The organism is Salegentibacter salegens (assembly GCF_900142975.1).
GTDB lineage: Bacteria > Bacteroidota > Bacteroidia > Flavobacteriales > Flavobacteriaceae > Salegentibacter > Salegentibacter salegens.
In genome coordinates this window covers 300994-316190 of sequence record NZ_LT670848.1, presented here as the reverse complement: position 1 = coordinate 316190, position 15197 = coordinate 300994, and the positions used below count along the sequence as shown (strand labels likewise).

At 37.4% G+C, this 15197-nt stretch carries 15 protein-coding genes; 5 read left to right on the top strand and 10 right to left on the bottom strand.

The window, feature by feature from the left end:
• Positions 1-15: 15 nt before the first annotated feature.
• The 3 genes from B5488_RS01330 to B5488_RS01320 are packed head-to-tail and all read left to right on the top strand — an operon-like array spanning position 16 to position 2483.
• Entirely contained in the window at positions 16-1074 is a 1059-nt protein-coding gene (locus B5488_RS01330) for a 3-oxoacyl-ACP synthase III family protein (RefSeq protein ID WP_079733636.1), read from the top strand.
• Positions 1075-1596 carry a methyltransferase domain-containing protein gene (locus tag B5488_RS01325; protein WP_079733635.1) on the top strand — a complete coding sequence of 174 codons (522 nt, stop codon included), beginning with the start codon at positions 1075-1077 and terminating at the stop codon, positions 1594-1596.
• Positions 1597-1634: 38 nt separating this feature from the next.
• Positions 1635-2483, top strand: coding sequence for a glycosyltransferase (locus B5488_RS01320; RefSeq protein ID WP_079733634.1), 849 nt, complete (start codon positions 1635-1637; stop codon positions 2481-2483).
• Here B5488_RS01320 and pafA read toward each other — a convergent pair.
• Entirely contained in the window at positions 2475-4130 is a 1656-nt protein-coding gene (pafA, locus tag B5488_RS01315) for an alkaline phosphatase PafA (protein ID WP_079733633.1), read from the bottom strand. The genes B5488_RS01320 and pafA overlap by 9 nt on opposite strands.
• A 117-nt stretch (positions 4131-4247) precedes the next feature.
• Here pafA and B5488_RS01310 point away from each other — a divergent pair, with 117 nt between their 5' ends.
• Together B5488_RS01310 and B5488_RS01305 are read left to right on the top strand one after the other, a co-directional pair.
• Complete coding sequence (locus B5488_RS01310; RefSeq protein WP_079733631.1) at positions 4248-4985, top strand: MlaE family ABC transporter permease; 738 nt, start codon at positions 4248-4250, stop codon at positions 4983-4985.
• Positions 4985-5752: an ABC transporter ATP-binding protein gene (locus B5488_RS01305; protein WP_079733630.1), complete on the top strand. Its 768-nt coding sequence runs from the start codon at positions 4985-4987 to the stop codon at positions 5750-5752. Before B5488_RS01310 ends, B5488_RS01305 begins: the two co-directional genes overlap by 1 nt.
• Here the strand turns inward: B5488_RS01305 and B5488_RS01300 are convergent.
• The 9 genes from B5488_RS01300 to porV form a co-directional block, all read right to left on the bottom strand.
• On the bottom strand, positions 5749-7191 hold the full coding sequence (locus tag B5488_RS01300) for a DUF389 domain-containing protein (RefSeq protein WP_079733629.1): 1443 nt from the start codon (positions 7189-7191) through the stop codon (positions 5749-5751). The two genes, B5488_RS01305 and B5488_RS01300, sit on opposite strands and share 4 nt — an antisense overlap.
• Before the next feature lie 5 nt (positions 7192-7196).
• Entirely contained in the window at positions 7197-8279 is a 1083-nt protein-coding gene (locus B5488_RS01295) for a mannose-1-phosphate guanylyltransferase (protein WP_079733628.1), read from the bottom strand.
• A gap of 10 nt (positions 8280-8289) precedes the next feature.
• Complete coding sequence (locus B5488_RS01290) at positions 8290-8889, bottom strand: SprT-like domain-containing protein (protein ID WP_079733627.1); 600 nt, start codon at positions 8887-8889, stop codon at positions 8290-8292.
• A 3-nt stretch (positions 8890-8892) separates the two neighbouring features.
• A complete protein-coding gene (locus B5488_RS01285; protein WP_079733626.1) occupies positions 8893-9573 on the bottom strand; it encodes an SDR family NAD(P)-dependent oxidoreductase in 681 nt (226 codons plus the stop codon).
• 69 nt (positions 9574-9642) lie between these two features.
• Positions 9643-10638 carry a M20/M25/M40 family metallo-hydrolase gene (locus B5488_RS01280; protein ID WP_079733625.1) on the bottom strand — a complete coding sequence of 332 codons (996 nt, stop codon included), beginning with the start codon at positions 10636-10638 and terminating at the stop codon, positions 9643-9645.
• A gap of 68 nt (positions 10639-10706) precedes the next feature.
• On the bottom strand, positions 10707-12353 hold the full coding sequence (locus B5488_RS01275) for a pyruvate dehydrogenase complex dihydrolipoamide acetyltransferase (RefSeq protein ID WP_079733624.1): 1647 nt from the start codon (positions 12351-12353) through the stop codon (positions 10707-10709).
• A 3-nt stretch (positions 12354-12356) separates the two neighbouring features.
• Positions 12357-13358 carry a pyruvate dehydrogenase (acetyl-transferring) E1 component subunit alpha gene (pdhA, locus tag B5488_RS01270; RefSeq protein WP_079733623.1) on the bottom strand — a complete coding sequence of 334 codons (1002 nt, stop codon included), beginning with the start codon at positions 13356-13358 and terminating at the stop codon, positions 12357-12359.
• Positions 13359-13465: 107 nt separating this feature from the next.
• Positions 13466-13948 (bottom strand): cytidine deaminase, encoded by a 483-nt coding sequence (gene cdd / locus B5488_RS01265; protein WP_079733622.1) that lies wholly within the window; start codon positions 13946-13948, stop codon positions 13466-13468.
• Between the two features lie 72 nt (positions 13949-14020).
• Positions 14021-15175 (bottom strand): type IX secretion system outer membrane channel protein PorV, encoded by a 1155-nt coding sequence (gene porV, locus B5488_RS01260; RefSeq protein ID WP_079736491.1) that lies wholly within the window; start codon positions 15173-15175, stop codon positions 14021-14023.
• Positions 15176-15197 lie beyond the last annotated feature (22 nt).

Sequence of the window (15197 nt, the reverse complement as noted above, 5' to 3'; positions counted from 1 at the left end):
TAATTTAAAAGTCAGATGAATATTAAAATTACCGGCACAGGTAGTTATATCCCCAAAGTTATAACCGCAAATGCTGACTTTGACAATCATGAATTTTACAATCTTGATGGAACAGGTTTTCCGCAGGATAACAAGACAACAATTGCTAAGTTTAAAGCTATAACGGGAATTGAAGAACGACGCTATTTGGAGGGAAATTTAAATACTTCAGATATGGCCGTAATTGCTGCTCAGAAAGCTTTGGAAGCTGCGGGAACAGATCCTGAGACTTTAGATTATATAATTGTTGCCCACAATTATGGCGATGTTAAACACGAGAGTATACAGAGTGACACCGTACCAAGTATAGCTACTAGAGTTAAATATCATTTACGCATCAAAAATCCAAAATGTGTGGGTTATGATGTGCTTTTTGGATGTCCTGGCTGGATTGAAGGCCTCATCCAGGCACAAGCATTCATGAAAGCCGGAATGGCAAAAAAATGTTTGGTAATTGGTGCTGAAGCTTTATCTCGAGTGGTAGATAAACACGACCGTGATTCCATGATTTTTTCTGATGGTGCGGGAGCCGTAATCATAGAAGAAACCGAAGAAGAAGGAGGAATTCTAGCTCACGAAACAGGTACTTATGCCTATAATGAAGCCAATTATATTTACTTCGGGAAATCGAATAAATCTGAAGCTCCAGAAGATTTAAGGTATATAAAAATGAACGGTCGCAAGATTTACGAGTTCGCCTTAATGAACGTTCCTGCCGCAATGAAAACTTGCTTAGACAATAGCGGTAAAAGCATAAATGACCTTAAGAAAATTTTTATTCATCAGGCTAACGAAAAGATGGATGAAGCCATTATTAAACGTTTTTTCAAACTTCAGAAACAGGAAATCCCAGATAATGTAATGCCAATGACCATCAAGGAATTAGGAAATAGTAGCGTAGCTACGGTTCCTACTCTCTACGATCTGGTAGTACGTAATAAAATCGCAGATCAACAACTTGAAAAAGGTGATGTAATTATGTTCGCAAGCGTTGGTGCGGGAATGAATGTGAATGCCATAGTTTACCAATACTAGATGTACGAAAATAGTTTTCCTAACAAACGATATAAAGAAACTTTAGCGTTTTTGGAAGCTAATGTACCAGCCCCTGAAAAAATTCTTGATTTAGGCGTAAAAAATCCTTTTTCAGAAATTATGGAAAAACATAATTACAGGGTGCAAAATACTGAAGGGGAAGACCTGGACATAAACACTACAGCCGTAGAAAGTACTGCTTATAATGTGGTAACCGCATTCGAAATTTTTGAGCACCTGGTTTCTCCCTATAACGTCTTATCAAATATTAAAGCCGATAAATTAGTAGCTACTGTACCGCTTAAATTGTGGTTTTCCAGTGCTTATCGTAGCAAAACAGATATGCGCGACCGGCATTACCACGAGTTTGAAGACTGGCAATTCGATTGGCTTTTAGAAAAAGCAGGATGGAAAATTATTAGCAGAAAAAAATGGACTAATCCGGTGAACAAAGTGGGGATTAGACCTGTTTTAAGATATTTCACTCCCAGATATTACGCGGTTTATGCAGAGCGGATTTAAGCGAAATTAATCTTTGCAAAACCTTTAAATTTCGCCATTTGAAGATCTATATCATTATCCCCGCTTACAACGAAGCTAATTTTATTGGCCAAACCCTGCAATCTTTGATCGGCCAAAGCCAACCGGCTGATAAAATAGTGGTGGTAGATGATGGCTCTACAGATAATACTCCAAAAATTGTCTCAAAATTTGCTGAAAAACATCCTGAAATCTCACTGATAAAAAATGTTTCAGAAGGGAAGCATTTGCCCGGCAGCAAAGTTGTAAATGCTTTTAATATTGGCCTAAAAACATTTGACGATGATTTCGACATCATTTGTAAGTTTGATGCCGATCTAATTTTTCCGCAGAATTATTTAGAGAAAATTAGTTTTCATTTTGATCAAAATCTTAAAACCGGAATGGTTGGTGGCTTTTGTGAAATTCAGAAAAATGATGAATGGGTATTGGAAAATCTAACCGGGAAAGATCATATTCGCGGTGCGTTAAAAGCTTACCGTAAAGCCTGTTTTAAAGATATTGATGGCCTTAAACCGGCTATGGGCTGGGACACCGTAGACGAGCTACTTGCCCAATATCACGGCTGGGAAATAAAGACCGATAAAAACCTAAGGGTAAAACATCTTAAACCTACCGGGAAGAATTACAATAAAGCTTCAAAATATAAGCAGGGAGAAGCTTTTTACAGCTTGAGGTATGGCTTTGTGATTACGCTAATAGCTTCAGCTAAGCTTGCCTTTAAAAAGAAAGATTTCAGCTTTTTCCTAAACTGTATAACCGGTTTTCTATATGCTAAAAATAAAAAACGACCTTATCTTGTAAATAAAGATGAAGGCCGTTTTATAAAAAATTTACGTTGGAAAAAAATGCAGGAGAAATTATTCTGAAACCTCAGTTTCTTCAGCATCCAGCATCATATATAATGGTTTTCCGGTAGTTCCGTTAGGAAATGAGATTCCTAAAAGTGCTGAAACCGTTGGTGCGATATCTACTATTTCTGATCTTTGGTTTGTGCTACCTTTTTTCACTCCGTTTCCGTAGAAAATTAAAGGAGCATGGGTATCATACATCAATCCGCTACCGTGAGTAGAACCTGTTTTGGAATACACAATGGTTGCGGGATCTAAAACATAAACCAAATCTCCACTCCTCTTTTGATTAAATCCATTTTGAATAGCTACACCTGCACCGGTTACAAAACTACCGCTGCTAAGCTGATCCCTGGTATATACTTTATCTATTTGATCTAATTGAAGAATGTAATGTGCCAATTTAGATTGTAACTCTGAGGAGCTGATTCCGGCTTCTTCCATCACTTCATAATTAAAGAAAACCTGGCTGTTATAAACACTTTCTATAAGTTCATCTTCATCAAACTCCTTTGAAGCAAATTCTTTAAGCTCGTCTGTAAACTCATCAGACTCAAAATATCCAGCCGGGATATTTACCGATTCAAGATAAGAAGGAACATCTACTCCACCGTGATCTGCCGTTAAAAAAATTGTATAATTACCTTCTCCAACTTTCTCGTTTAATTCTTCTAAAAGTTGTGCTATATTTTTATCAAGCCTAAGATAAGTATCTTGAATCTCTTTAGAATTAACTCCAAAATTATGACCTATCTTATCGGGACTTGAAAAACTTAGCGCAAGGAAATCGGTATCAACATCCTGTCCCAATTCCTCGGCTTCAATTGCTGCCAAAGCAAACTCCAGGGTAATATCATTTCCATAAGCTGAATTTTCAATGATATCAAACCCACCATTTTCTTCACTCAATTTAGCGAGATCATACGGGAATGTAGCATCCTTTTTTCCTCTAAAACCACCTTCAAAATTGTTTTTATCGCTTCCGCTTTCCTTGTAGCTTTCTATATCATATAAAGTATTCCAGGGTTTTAAATAGGCTTCCACTTTATCTGAGGCATTAAAGTCTTTAACCCATTTTGGCAATTCTTCCATATAAAATGAACTGGTAATCCATTTCCCCTCGTCACCGCCGTGAAACCAGTAAGCTGCATTTGCAGTATGCCCGGCGGGAAGAATAGATCCACGATCTTTAATAGAAACACCAATGGTTTTTCCTCGCATTTGGGTATGTAGCCTATTCTCATCACTAACCGTAGTTGTTTTCATCCTGTGAGGAGACATTTTTCCCGCATCATCTTCAGTACCAACCGATTCTACAGAATCATCTCCTGCGCAGTAAACCGATTCGTGAATAAACTTATCGTACCAACCGTTTCCTATAATCCCATGATTCATTGGGCTCGTCCCGGTATAAACCGAGGCGTGACCTGGGCCGGTATAAGTAGGCACATAATTAAAATGGTTATTTTTAAAGTTATAGCCTTCATTAATTAATTTTTTAAATCCGTCTTCTCCAAATCGTTCCCAAAACCGGGTGAGGTAATCATAGCGCATTTGATCTACTACAATTCCCACTACCAGTTTAGGTTTTTCTTCTACTTTCTCTTGAGAAAAACCTTGAAATGCCAACAAACCGGCCAATAATAAAAATGTAAATCGCCTCATTATATTTTGTTTTATAGAAGTAGCCCAAAAATACTAAACTTATGAGGCTAAAGATTAATTCTACGTTAAATACTTTGGAGTAATTTTTTAGTATTTTAGCTTTACAAAAATTGCTTAATGAACTATCTACACTCCATTGGGGAATATTTTTTAATGCTGAAAGGAACTTTTCACCGAATGACAAAAGGTTCGGTTTTAAGGGGTTTAATCCTTAAAGAATTAGATGACCTGATTATTGGCTCCATGGGAATTGTGGCTTTTCTATCCTTTTTTATTGGAGCTGTAGTGGCTTTACAAACAGCTTTAAATCTAAATAATCCCTTAATCCCCAAAACGCTTATTGCCTACGCGGCCAGGCAGTCTATAATCCTGGAGTTTGCCCCTACTTTTATTTCTATAATTATGGCAGGTAAAGTAGGCTCGTATATAACCTCCAGTATAGGCTCTATGAATGTAACCGAACAAATTGATGCACTGGAAGTAATGGGTATCAATTCTTTGAATTACCTTATTTTCCCTAAGATTGTCGCGATGTTATTTTATCCTTTTGTAATCGCCATTGCAATGTTTTTGGGTGTTTTTGGAGCTTACGCTGCTGCTGTTATGGGAGGTTTTGTGCCACCAGATCAGTTTGTACAGGGACTTCAGGAAGATTTTATTCCCTTTCATCTTGTCTATGCGTTTATAAAAACATTTTTATTTGCCTTTATTTTGGCAACAGTTCCCGCTTATCATGGTTATTATATGAAAGGTGGTGCGTTAGAAGTTGGAGAAGCCAGTACCACATCTTTTGTATGGACCAGTGTGGTTATTATTATTACAAATTACGCAGTAACCCAATTATTACTAAGTTAATGATAGAAATAGAGAATTTACATAAGGGATTTGGTGGAGAGGAAATCTTAAAAGGTATTAATTATACCTTTGATAAAAGTAAAACAAACCTTATTATTGGGGGCTCTGGTTCTGGTAAAAGTGTACTTCTAAAATGCATGCTTGGATTATTAACTCCCGAAAAAGGGGTTATTAAATATGACGGCAAACCTTATTCTGAATTTACTGAAGATGAAAAAAAAGATCTAAGTAAGCAAATAGGAATGATTTTTCAAGGAGGTGCCCTTTTTGATTCTATGACGGTGGAAGAGAACGTTATGTTTCCTCTAAGAATGTTTACTCACAGAAAAAAGAAAAAGGAAAACCTGGAACGAGTAAAAGAAGTTTTAAAACGAGTAAATTTGGAAGGCTCTGAGAAAAAACTACCTTCAGAAATTAGTGGTGGTATGCAAAAAAGGGTTTCTATTGCCCGTGCTATTGTGAACCGGCCTAAATATCTATTTTGTGATGAACCAAACTCTGGTCTTGATCCTAAGACTGCCACGGTAATAGATAACCTTATCCAGGAAATTACCCATGAATATGATATTACTACCATAATTATTACCCACGATATGAATTCGGTTTTAGAAATTGGCGAAAAAATCGCTTTCCTTAAAGATGGTGTTTTAGCCTGGAAAGGAGATAAATCAGAAATTTTCAAGACCGATGATGAAACGGTAGTTGATTTTGTTTATTCTTCTAATTTGTTCCAAAAAGTGAGGGACGCACAACGGCAAGGTCTTTAATTAACCGATTTCACCTGAAGCGTATCCAATTTTAAACGCACTTTCAACCACTTTTCAAAGCGTTGTTTTTGTTCTGTGATCTGGCGGTTATTTAGGCCTTCTTTCCAGCCAACTGTAAATGTGGGAATGGTATCAGTTTTAGAAAAATTAGTGGTAATAAGATTAGAATATCCTAATTCATCTATTCCATCATAATTTATCTTCGCTTCCTGGCTTAAATCACTAAATGAAAATCCATCACCACGATATTTAGAAATTTCATTCTCTAAGAGAGCGATTTTTTCATCTTTATCTTCAATAAGCTCCTGGTTTTTCATATATAAATCTTCCAGAATACCGCTTCTTACCTGGGTTGAAAGCTGGTCTATATCTCCCGTGGGATCTGCTCCCTGGTGAATAATTAATTCAGTCTCCTTCAAAGCTTCAAAATCATCTAATTGCTTTTGCCAGGTAGAAATTGTAGCCTGCGGCACTCGGTTTCCAATTAAATAAACTTCAATGCTTTTCTCGTTATAATCGTAAGAAGATTTTATAGTTTCAGTGCCTTCATATCGCATCACATTAGATATAAAGTCTTTAGCTTTAGATTCAAATAATTGTTCCTGAAGTAAAAATACGAACAAAATAACACTGGGAATCATTACAATTACAGCGATAGTAGAAGCTATTTGAGCCGTTCTTCTGCGTTTTTTACTATTTACATATTTTACAAGTGGAAACCCGAGGACTTTGGTCACAACAAAAGTAGAAAGCGCAATAAATACCGCGTTAATTGAGAAAAGGTATAAAGCACCACCGGCATAAGACCAGTTCCCTATTGCCAATCCAAAACCTACGGTGCAGAGTGGTGGCATAAGTGCTGTTGCAATCGCAACACCAAGAATTACACTGGCTATAGTTCCTTTTTTAGTTTTCGCTACAATAAGCGCCAAACCACCAAATATAGCTACTAAAACATCCAAAATTGTAGGATAGGTTCTGGCAATTAGTTCAGGTGTTTCGGTTTTTACGGGAGAAACAAGAAAATAAATATAGGCCGTAAGCACACTTAAACCTACCATTAACCCAAGGTTGATGAACGACTTTCTAAGGGTAAGCACATCGTTTATGGCTACAGACATTCCCACGCCCACAATAGGACCCATTAGAGGAGAAATAAGCATCGCTCCTATAACAACTGCTGTACTACTAACATTCAGCCCTACAGATGCCACAAAAATGGAAAATATTAGAATCCAGGCATTGTGCCCTTTAAATGAAATATCCTTTTTTACCGCTTCAACCGTAGATTCCCTATCGGTATCGTGACGAATTTCCAGGAGTTCCTTTACAAGCGATTTTATATTTTGCCAAATCCCCTTAGCGCTTTCCCCCAAATCTTCCGATTTTTCTTGTGAAGCAAGAGGTTGATTATTTTCAGGTTCCTGATTATTCTCCATATATTCTAACCTAAATCATCTCCAAATTTCTCTATAGCCTTTTCACGAATTCTTTTAATCTCCTGTATTTTTTCTTTGGGGAAGATCAATAAAACCGCATCATTTTCTACCACCACAAAATCATTTAGGCCTTCTAAAACTACAGCTTTTTTATTTTGAGTTTTAATAATATTACCGGCGGCCTCAAAAGGTAGAAGGCGGCCGTTCACGATAGTATTATTATACTCATCTTGTGGCAATTCATCTTCCAGAGATTTCCAGGTTCCTAAATCGTTCCATTTAAATTTTGCAGGAATAACAAAAACGCTGTCAGATTTTTCCATAATAGCGTAATCTATAGAAACATTCTGCGCTTTATGATAATTTGTATCTAAAAAATCCTGCTCATCTTCAGTATTGTAAGCATCATTCCCTGCTTCAAAAAGCCGGAAAGTTTCTGGCTGATATTTTTTAAAGCTTTCCAGAATAAAAGTAGCACTCCAAATAAAAATACCGGCGTTCCAAACATAATTTCCTTCTTCAAGAAAGGTTTCGGCCTTTTTAAAGGTAGGTTTTTCAGTAAATTTTAAAACCGGTTTGGCTCCTTTCCCTTCTTCATCTTTATACTTTATATATCCATAACCGGTATTGGGAAAAGTAGGTTCAATTCCCAGGGTAATTAATTTATCTTCTTTAGCAACGATCTCAAAAGCTTCTTCTATATTATTCTGGAATTCAATATCACCCTGAATCCAATGATCGCTTGGCGCCACAAGAATTAAGGCATCTTTATTTTTCTTTTTAATCTTTAAAGCGCCCAGTAAAATACTTGGAGCGGTATTTCTCATTTCCGGCTCCAGTACAATTTGTTCATCCTTAACCTGGGGTAATTGTTCCTTTACAACATCTTTATATTCTTTGTGCGTGAGAATAATAATATTCTCTATAGGCATAAGTTTCGCTAAACGATGAAAAGTAGTTTGAATAAGCGTTGAACCGGCACCTAAAATATCCTGAAATTGTTTAGGATAACTGGAGGTGCTTACAGGCCAGAAACGGGAACCAATTCCCCCGGCCATTAAAATTGCGTAGTGATTTGTGTTTTTCATAAAAAAGGAATTAATTTTTTAGCAACTCCACTTCTGCATTGGGCTGAAACAAATAAATTTTACCTGTGTCTACTTCCAGACATTCGTAGCGTTTTATTCTTCTTTCCCCTTTTTTAAACGTTTTCCCATTATAGATTCTGAAAATTCCTCCAAATGGAATTTCAAAAATATAATTTTTATCGTTCTCCGGATCAAAACTTTTAAGTGCAACAGATAATTTTGCATCAGTATCGCTACTGGCTTTGGGATTTCTAAAATGTTGCGCAATTACCGGAAGCAATCCTGATGGAAAAATCTCTGGTCTTATAAATGGCAACATCAGTTCTCTGAAAGTAAATTTCCATTCGTACCCGTGCGGTTTTATTTGCCTGCCAAACTTCTCAAAAGCCAGTAAATGAGCAATTTCATGAACCAAAGTGATCAAAAACCGATATTTATTTAGATTGGCATTAACCGTAATTTGTTGGGCCCCGTTTGGCATTCTGCGATAATCTCCGTGCCTAGTTTTACGCTCGTTTACAATTTTTAAATGAACATTATTGGTTTTAATCATTTCAAAAACCGGAGGAACCGCTCGTTCAGGAATATATCTTTCAAGGATTTCTCTCATTGGCTAAGGCGTACTGTTAGATACCTGGAGCAATTTCCCATTATAAAATTTATGGCCTGTAAGGCTGAAATTTGCAATATATTCAGCCATTTCTTTAGCCGAAAGCGGAACTTCCAGTCCTGGAAATGCTTCTTCCAGCATTTCGGTTTGTACAGCGCCCAGAGCCAACACATTAAATGAAGGTCCTTTTTCTTTATATTCTTCTGCCAATAGTTCGGTTAACGTAATTACCGCAGCTTTACTGGAACTATAAGCCGAAAGTCCCGGAAATTTAACACTGCCCTGTACGCCGCCCATAGTACTAATATTTACGACGTGAGAGTCTCTTTTCATAAAGGGTAATAATTTTTGAGTTAAACCAATTACCCCAAAAACATTGGTGCTATATATTTTCTGAAATTCTTCTGCTGAAATTTCTTCAAAATCCTTATTAATAAGTGCCCCGGCATTATTGATCAAAATATCTACTTTCTCCCATTTTGCTTCTACAAATGCTGAAACTTTTTCAAGGTCTTCAGCTTTTGAAATATCACAGGAAAAAGTGGTTACATTTTCTAAATTTAATTCAGAAACCGGTTTATCATTTCGGGAAAGCGCCAATACTTTATGCCCATTTTCAGCAAAGAGCTTCACCATTTCGTAACCCATTCCGCGGCTGGTTCCTGTTATAACAATATGTTTCATCTCCTTCATAATTTAAGTCCTGGTTTCCAGTTTCACACTTTTCTCTAATTTTCTACAATTTTAAGCACTTTAGCGTCCAGCATCATGTTGGTTCAGTTTTATTTCCTTTTCAGGTGTATTGGCCATTTTCAATATTCCCGGAATCACACTTTCTATCACATTGGTCATATGCGCTACATCAAGTTTTTCGGCTTCGTCAGCTACGTGATGATAGTAATCGTAATTAGTAAAATCGAATGTTGAAATTGTTTGCGCCGGCACATTGAATTCCTCAAAAAACGGATAATTATCGCTTCGTTTAAATAGGTTATATTCTTTGGCCTGCGGTAAAAAGCCAAGTACTTTTTCCCCTGAATATTCATTGAATTTTTCAGCGAAATTCGAGTTTTCGTAACCGGTGAGATAACCTATATACTCTTTATCGTTCATTGGCACGCCAATCATTTCAAAATTAAATAAAGCGTATAAATCTAGTCTATCTTCTTTAAGTCTTTGCGCAATTCGCTTTGCTCCTACCAGTCCCATTTCTTCCGCAGAAAATAATACGAACATAATGCTTCGTTTATTATTATCCATTTCGGCAAGCATCTTAGCCAACTCTACTACTGCAACCGTACCTGCAGCATTATCGTTAGCACCATTCGCAATTGAATCTCCTTCTACGGGTTTCTGGATTCCTATATGATCGTAATGAGCTCCAAGAATAATGAACTCATCCTTAAGCCTGGGATCGTTGCCTTCCAAAACTCCAACCACGTTAAATCCTTTTACGCCATTAGTTTCGAAATTATGCCGATATGAATCAAAGTATTTTTGGATGTCATTTTTTTGAAAAATACTTTCAATTTTTTGCGCAGCCAGTTCAATTCCTTCTGTACCGGTTTGTCTTCCTTTTAGTTCATTTGAAGACAAATAATTCAGTAATTCTTCAACTTCAGCTTGCTGAACACTGGCATTTAAACTGGTTTTTGCTTCTTGTGAAGATTGAACCGCTTGTGAATTTCCGCAGGAAACAATAAGCAGGAAAGCTACAAATAATGTAAAACTTAAGGTGATTTTTCTCATACCGTTAAAGATAAAAAAATCCCGCAGCTTTGCGGGATTTTAATAATTAGTAATTTTATAAACCTGGGTTATGCTAACATAGTTACCGGGTTTTCCATATAGGTTTTAAGCGTTTTTAAGAAAGCAGCACCGGTTGCACCGTCTACTGTTCTGTGATCGCAGGCAAGAGTCAACTTCATTGTATTTCCTACTACGATTTGTCCGTTTTTCACCACTGGTTTTTCAACAATAGTTCCTACAGAGAGAATTGCGGAATTAGGTTGGTTTATAATACTTGTAAACTCAACAATACCAAACATACCCAGGTTAGAAACTGTAAAAGTACTTCCCTCCATCTCATTTGGTTGCAATTTCTTGTTTCTCGCTTTACCGGCAACGTCTTTTACATTATTCCCAATTTGGGTCATAGACATTTGATCGGCAAATTTTAAAACAGGAACAACAAGACCTTCTTCTACCGCTACAGCCACACCCATATGAATGTGTTTAGCAATTTTCATAGATTCCCCTGTCCATTGGCTATTTACCTGTGGATGCTTACGAAGAGCCATTGCACTTGCTTTAATCACCATATCGTTAAAAGAAACCTTCACATCTGGCATTTCGTTGATCTGCTTACGTGAAGCCATTGCATTACCCATATCCACCTCTATGGTTAGGTAGTAATGTGGCGCGTTAAACTTAGATTCTCCAAGTCTCTTCGCTATGGTTTTACGCATTTGAGAGTTTTTAATCTCCTCAAAGCTTTCTTCTCCTGCCGGCACATAAGGTTGTGGTGCAGCAGCAGCGTCTCCCTTACTTTCTTTAGCTTGAGCAGGTTTTTCTGAAGGTTTATAATCTTCAATATCCTTTTTAACGATACGGCCATTGCCACCGCTACCTTGAACATCTGAAAGATCTATACCTTTATCTTCTGCCATTTTCTTAGCTAACGGAGAAGCAAAAATTCTCCCACCGTCTTTAGCAGAATCTGAAGTTTTCTTTTCTGAAGATTTGTTTTCTTCTTTTTCTTCAGATTTCTCTTCTTTTTTCTCTGATTTTTCTGAAGATTTCTTTTTAGACTTTCCGTCTACTGAAACATTAGATACATCTGTTCCTTCTGGGCCAATAATCGCTAAAAGACTATCTACTTTAGCCGTTTCGCCTTCTTGAAGACCAATTTTAAGCAAAGTGCCTTCGTAGAAAGATTCGAATTCCATCGTTGCCTTATCGGTTTCGATTTCGGCTAGAATATCTCCTTCTTCAACTTTATCGCCTTCTTTTTTTAACCAGGAAGCGACAGTACCTTCTTCCATGGTGTCGCTAAGACGGGGCATAGTGATAATTTCTACGCCTTCAGGAATTCCACCATCATCGCTATCGTCATCACTTTCAGCTTCGTCTTCACCTTCATCTTCATCTTCAGAATCTGACTTATCTTCTTTTTTATCTTTCTTAGAATCTCCGTCACCCTTCAGTAAATCAGAAATATCTTCGCCTTCCTCACCAATAATAGCAAGCAAAGTATCTACAGGGGCGGTTTCCCCTTCTTCAATACCAATATGCAGTAGCGTTCCATCATAGAAAGATTCAAACTCCATCGTAGCTTTATCGGTTTCTATCTCGGCAAGGATATCTCCTTCTTCAACTTTATCACCTTTTTGCTTTAGCCACTTCGCAACAACACCTTCTTCCATGGTGTCGCTCAAACGCGGCATATTAATTACTTCTGCCATAATTTACTGAGGTTTATGTGCTAAAAACGGATAATCTTCCTGTTCGTAAACAACATCGTACATCACGTTCTTTTCAGGGAAATCTGACTCTTCAGCAAATTTCTCACATTCAGATACTTTATCCTTAACGCGTTTGTTGATCTCTTTTATTTCATCTTCAGAAGCATACTTCTTATCCTTTATTATCTTCAATACCTTAGTAATTGGATCTAATTCCTGATATTCTGCAACTTCATCTTTTGTTCTATATTTCTGAGCATCACTCATTGAGTGACCTCTATAACGGTAAGTTTTCATTTCTAAAAATGTAGGACCGTCACCTTTTCTTGCTCTTTTAATCGCTTCGTCTAAAGCTTCTGCAACTTTGGTAGGATCCATAGCATCTACAGGACCGCAAGGCATTTCGTATCCATTACCAAGTTTCCAGATATCTGTTCCCTTAGAAGTTCTGGCTACAGATGTTCCCATCGCATAACCGTTATTTTCAACACAAAATACAACCGGCAAATTCCATTTCACAGCCATATTTAAAGTTTCGTGAAGAGACCCCTGTCTTGCAGCACCATCTCCTAAAAAGGTAAGTGTTACCGCTTCGCGCTTAAAGTATTTATCTGCAAATGCAAGTCCGGCTCCAAGTGGAATTTGTCCTCCTACAATACCGTGACCTCCGTAAAAGCCGTGTTCTTTAGAGAAAATGTGCATAGAACCACCAAGACCTTGAGAAGTTCCTGTAGCTTTTCCATAAAGCTCTGCCATTACTCGTTTAGGATCTACTCCCAAACCAATTGGCTGCACGTGGTTACGATAAGCGGTAATCATTTTATCTTTTTCTAGGTCCATCACATGAAGGGCACCAGCCAGGATAGCTTCCTGCCCATTATACAAATGCAAAAAACCTCTTACTTTCTGCTGAATGTAAACTTGCGCAAGTTTATCTTCAAATTTACGCCAAAACAGCATATCCTCGTACCACTTTAAATACGTGGCTTTTGTTACTTTCTTCATTTAACTTATTAATTTTAGGCCAGACAGATGGGTTTGCCAAGCGGATAACAAAAATACTATTTTCAATAAGAATGGAAAACAGTTTTTAAGCAAAAATAACGAAAACGTTATAAGACCGAATTCTCAAAGATTAAAGGTAATAAATCTTTTATAGAATTTGCCTTCATCACTTTGCCAGTCTCGCCCATAAAATAGACAGCAATATCAGTTTCCTGTTTCACCTCATATTCTACCAACGCCTGCCTACACGCCCCGCACGGCGGAACAGGAGCTTCTACCGTATGCTTCATAGATTTGGCTGAAATTGCAATATTTTGAATTTGAGCTTCCGGAAAAGCGGCACCCGCGTAGTAAATTGCGGTACGTTCTGCACATAATCCCGATGGATAAGAAGCGTTTTCCTGGTTACTTCCGGTAACAACTTCATTATTATTTAGTGATAAAGCAGCACCAACCTTAAATTGCGAATAAGGCGCGTAGGCTTTATCCCGGGCTTCTACGGCTGTTTTCATTAAATTCTGAATGGCCTGCGGAAGTTCTTCAACAGAATCATAAACCTCAAAATTTGAGGTGACTTTTAATGGCTTCATATAAAAATTATTGGAAGGGAAAGATAGTAGAAACCTGCAAAGCAGCAAATATTAAACTAACTGAAATTTAATTTAATAAGCTGGAAATTGATCTCCGAAATTAAAAGTTAAGCCAAAACGAAGGGTTCCTTCTAATGGACTTGGCACCGGCGAGGTAGAAAATAAATAGGAAATATCTATGTTTACCTGCTCATATTTAAAGCCTGCACCAAAAGAAACAAATCTCCTTGAACCTTTGGTTAAACTCTCACTAAAATAACCGGCACGAAAAGCAAATGCATTCCTATACATATATTCGGCGCCCAATGCCCAGGTTACTTCACGAAGTTCTTCTCCAAAACCACCCGGAGCATCGCCCCAGGAAGTAAAAATCCCTTCTATCGCGCCTATATCATTATATTCGGCATCATCTTCAGCATCAATTTCACCATCATCATTAAAATCTTTTGGGGTTGGCACTAAAAGTTTATTGAATTCAACATAAGCCCCTAAACGGTTTTCAATATCAAAAATAAAGTCGAAACCAGTACCTACTTTAAAGTTTGTTGGAATAAAATTTTCCTGCCCGGCATCTTCATATTTCATTTTAGGGCCAATATTTGAAATATTCGCACCTGCTTTCCAAACTCCATTAAAGTTTGAAAAAACCATTTGATTACTCTGATAATATGCTGCAACATCTACCCCAAAGCTATTGGCTGCCCCCAAGTCTTCTTCGTCCTGCAAACCAAGATCTGAATGCAAGTAACGCCCGGCCACCGCCATAGAGATATTATCACTTAAACGTAAAGAATAGGAAACATCAAAGGTAAGTTCATTGGGATTTACCACTAAAGGAGCCTGTTCAAAACTTGCTCTTCGCTCTATACTTCCCAGGCTAAAATATCTTAAACTGGAAGCAACTGCACTTCTATCATTAATTCTATGGTAATAACTAATGTTCCCAAGAAAGATATCACTAACAATATTACTAAGGTATGGAGTGTAAGAGACTCCTATCGCGTGTTCGCTGGTAGCAAAAGCATATTTCGCAGGGTTCCATTGCTGGGAAAACGCATCGGGAGAAGTAGCTACTCCCTGGTCTCCCATTCCAGCCGCCCGGGCATCAGCAGCTACCAGTAAAAAGGGAACTGCGGTAGTTATAACTCTATCCCTTTCTTCCTGGGCGGTCATTTTAAATTGAGAACTTAAAATTAACCCGAGCAATAAGATTGTAATTTTTTTCATCATATTAATTAATGATTAACAA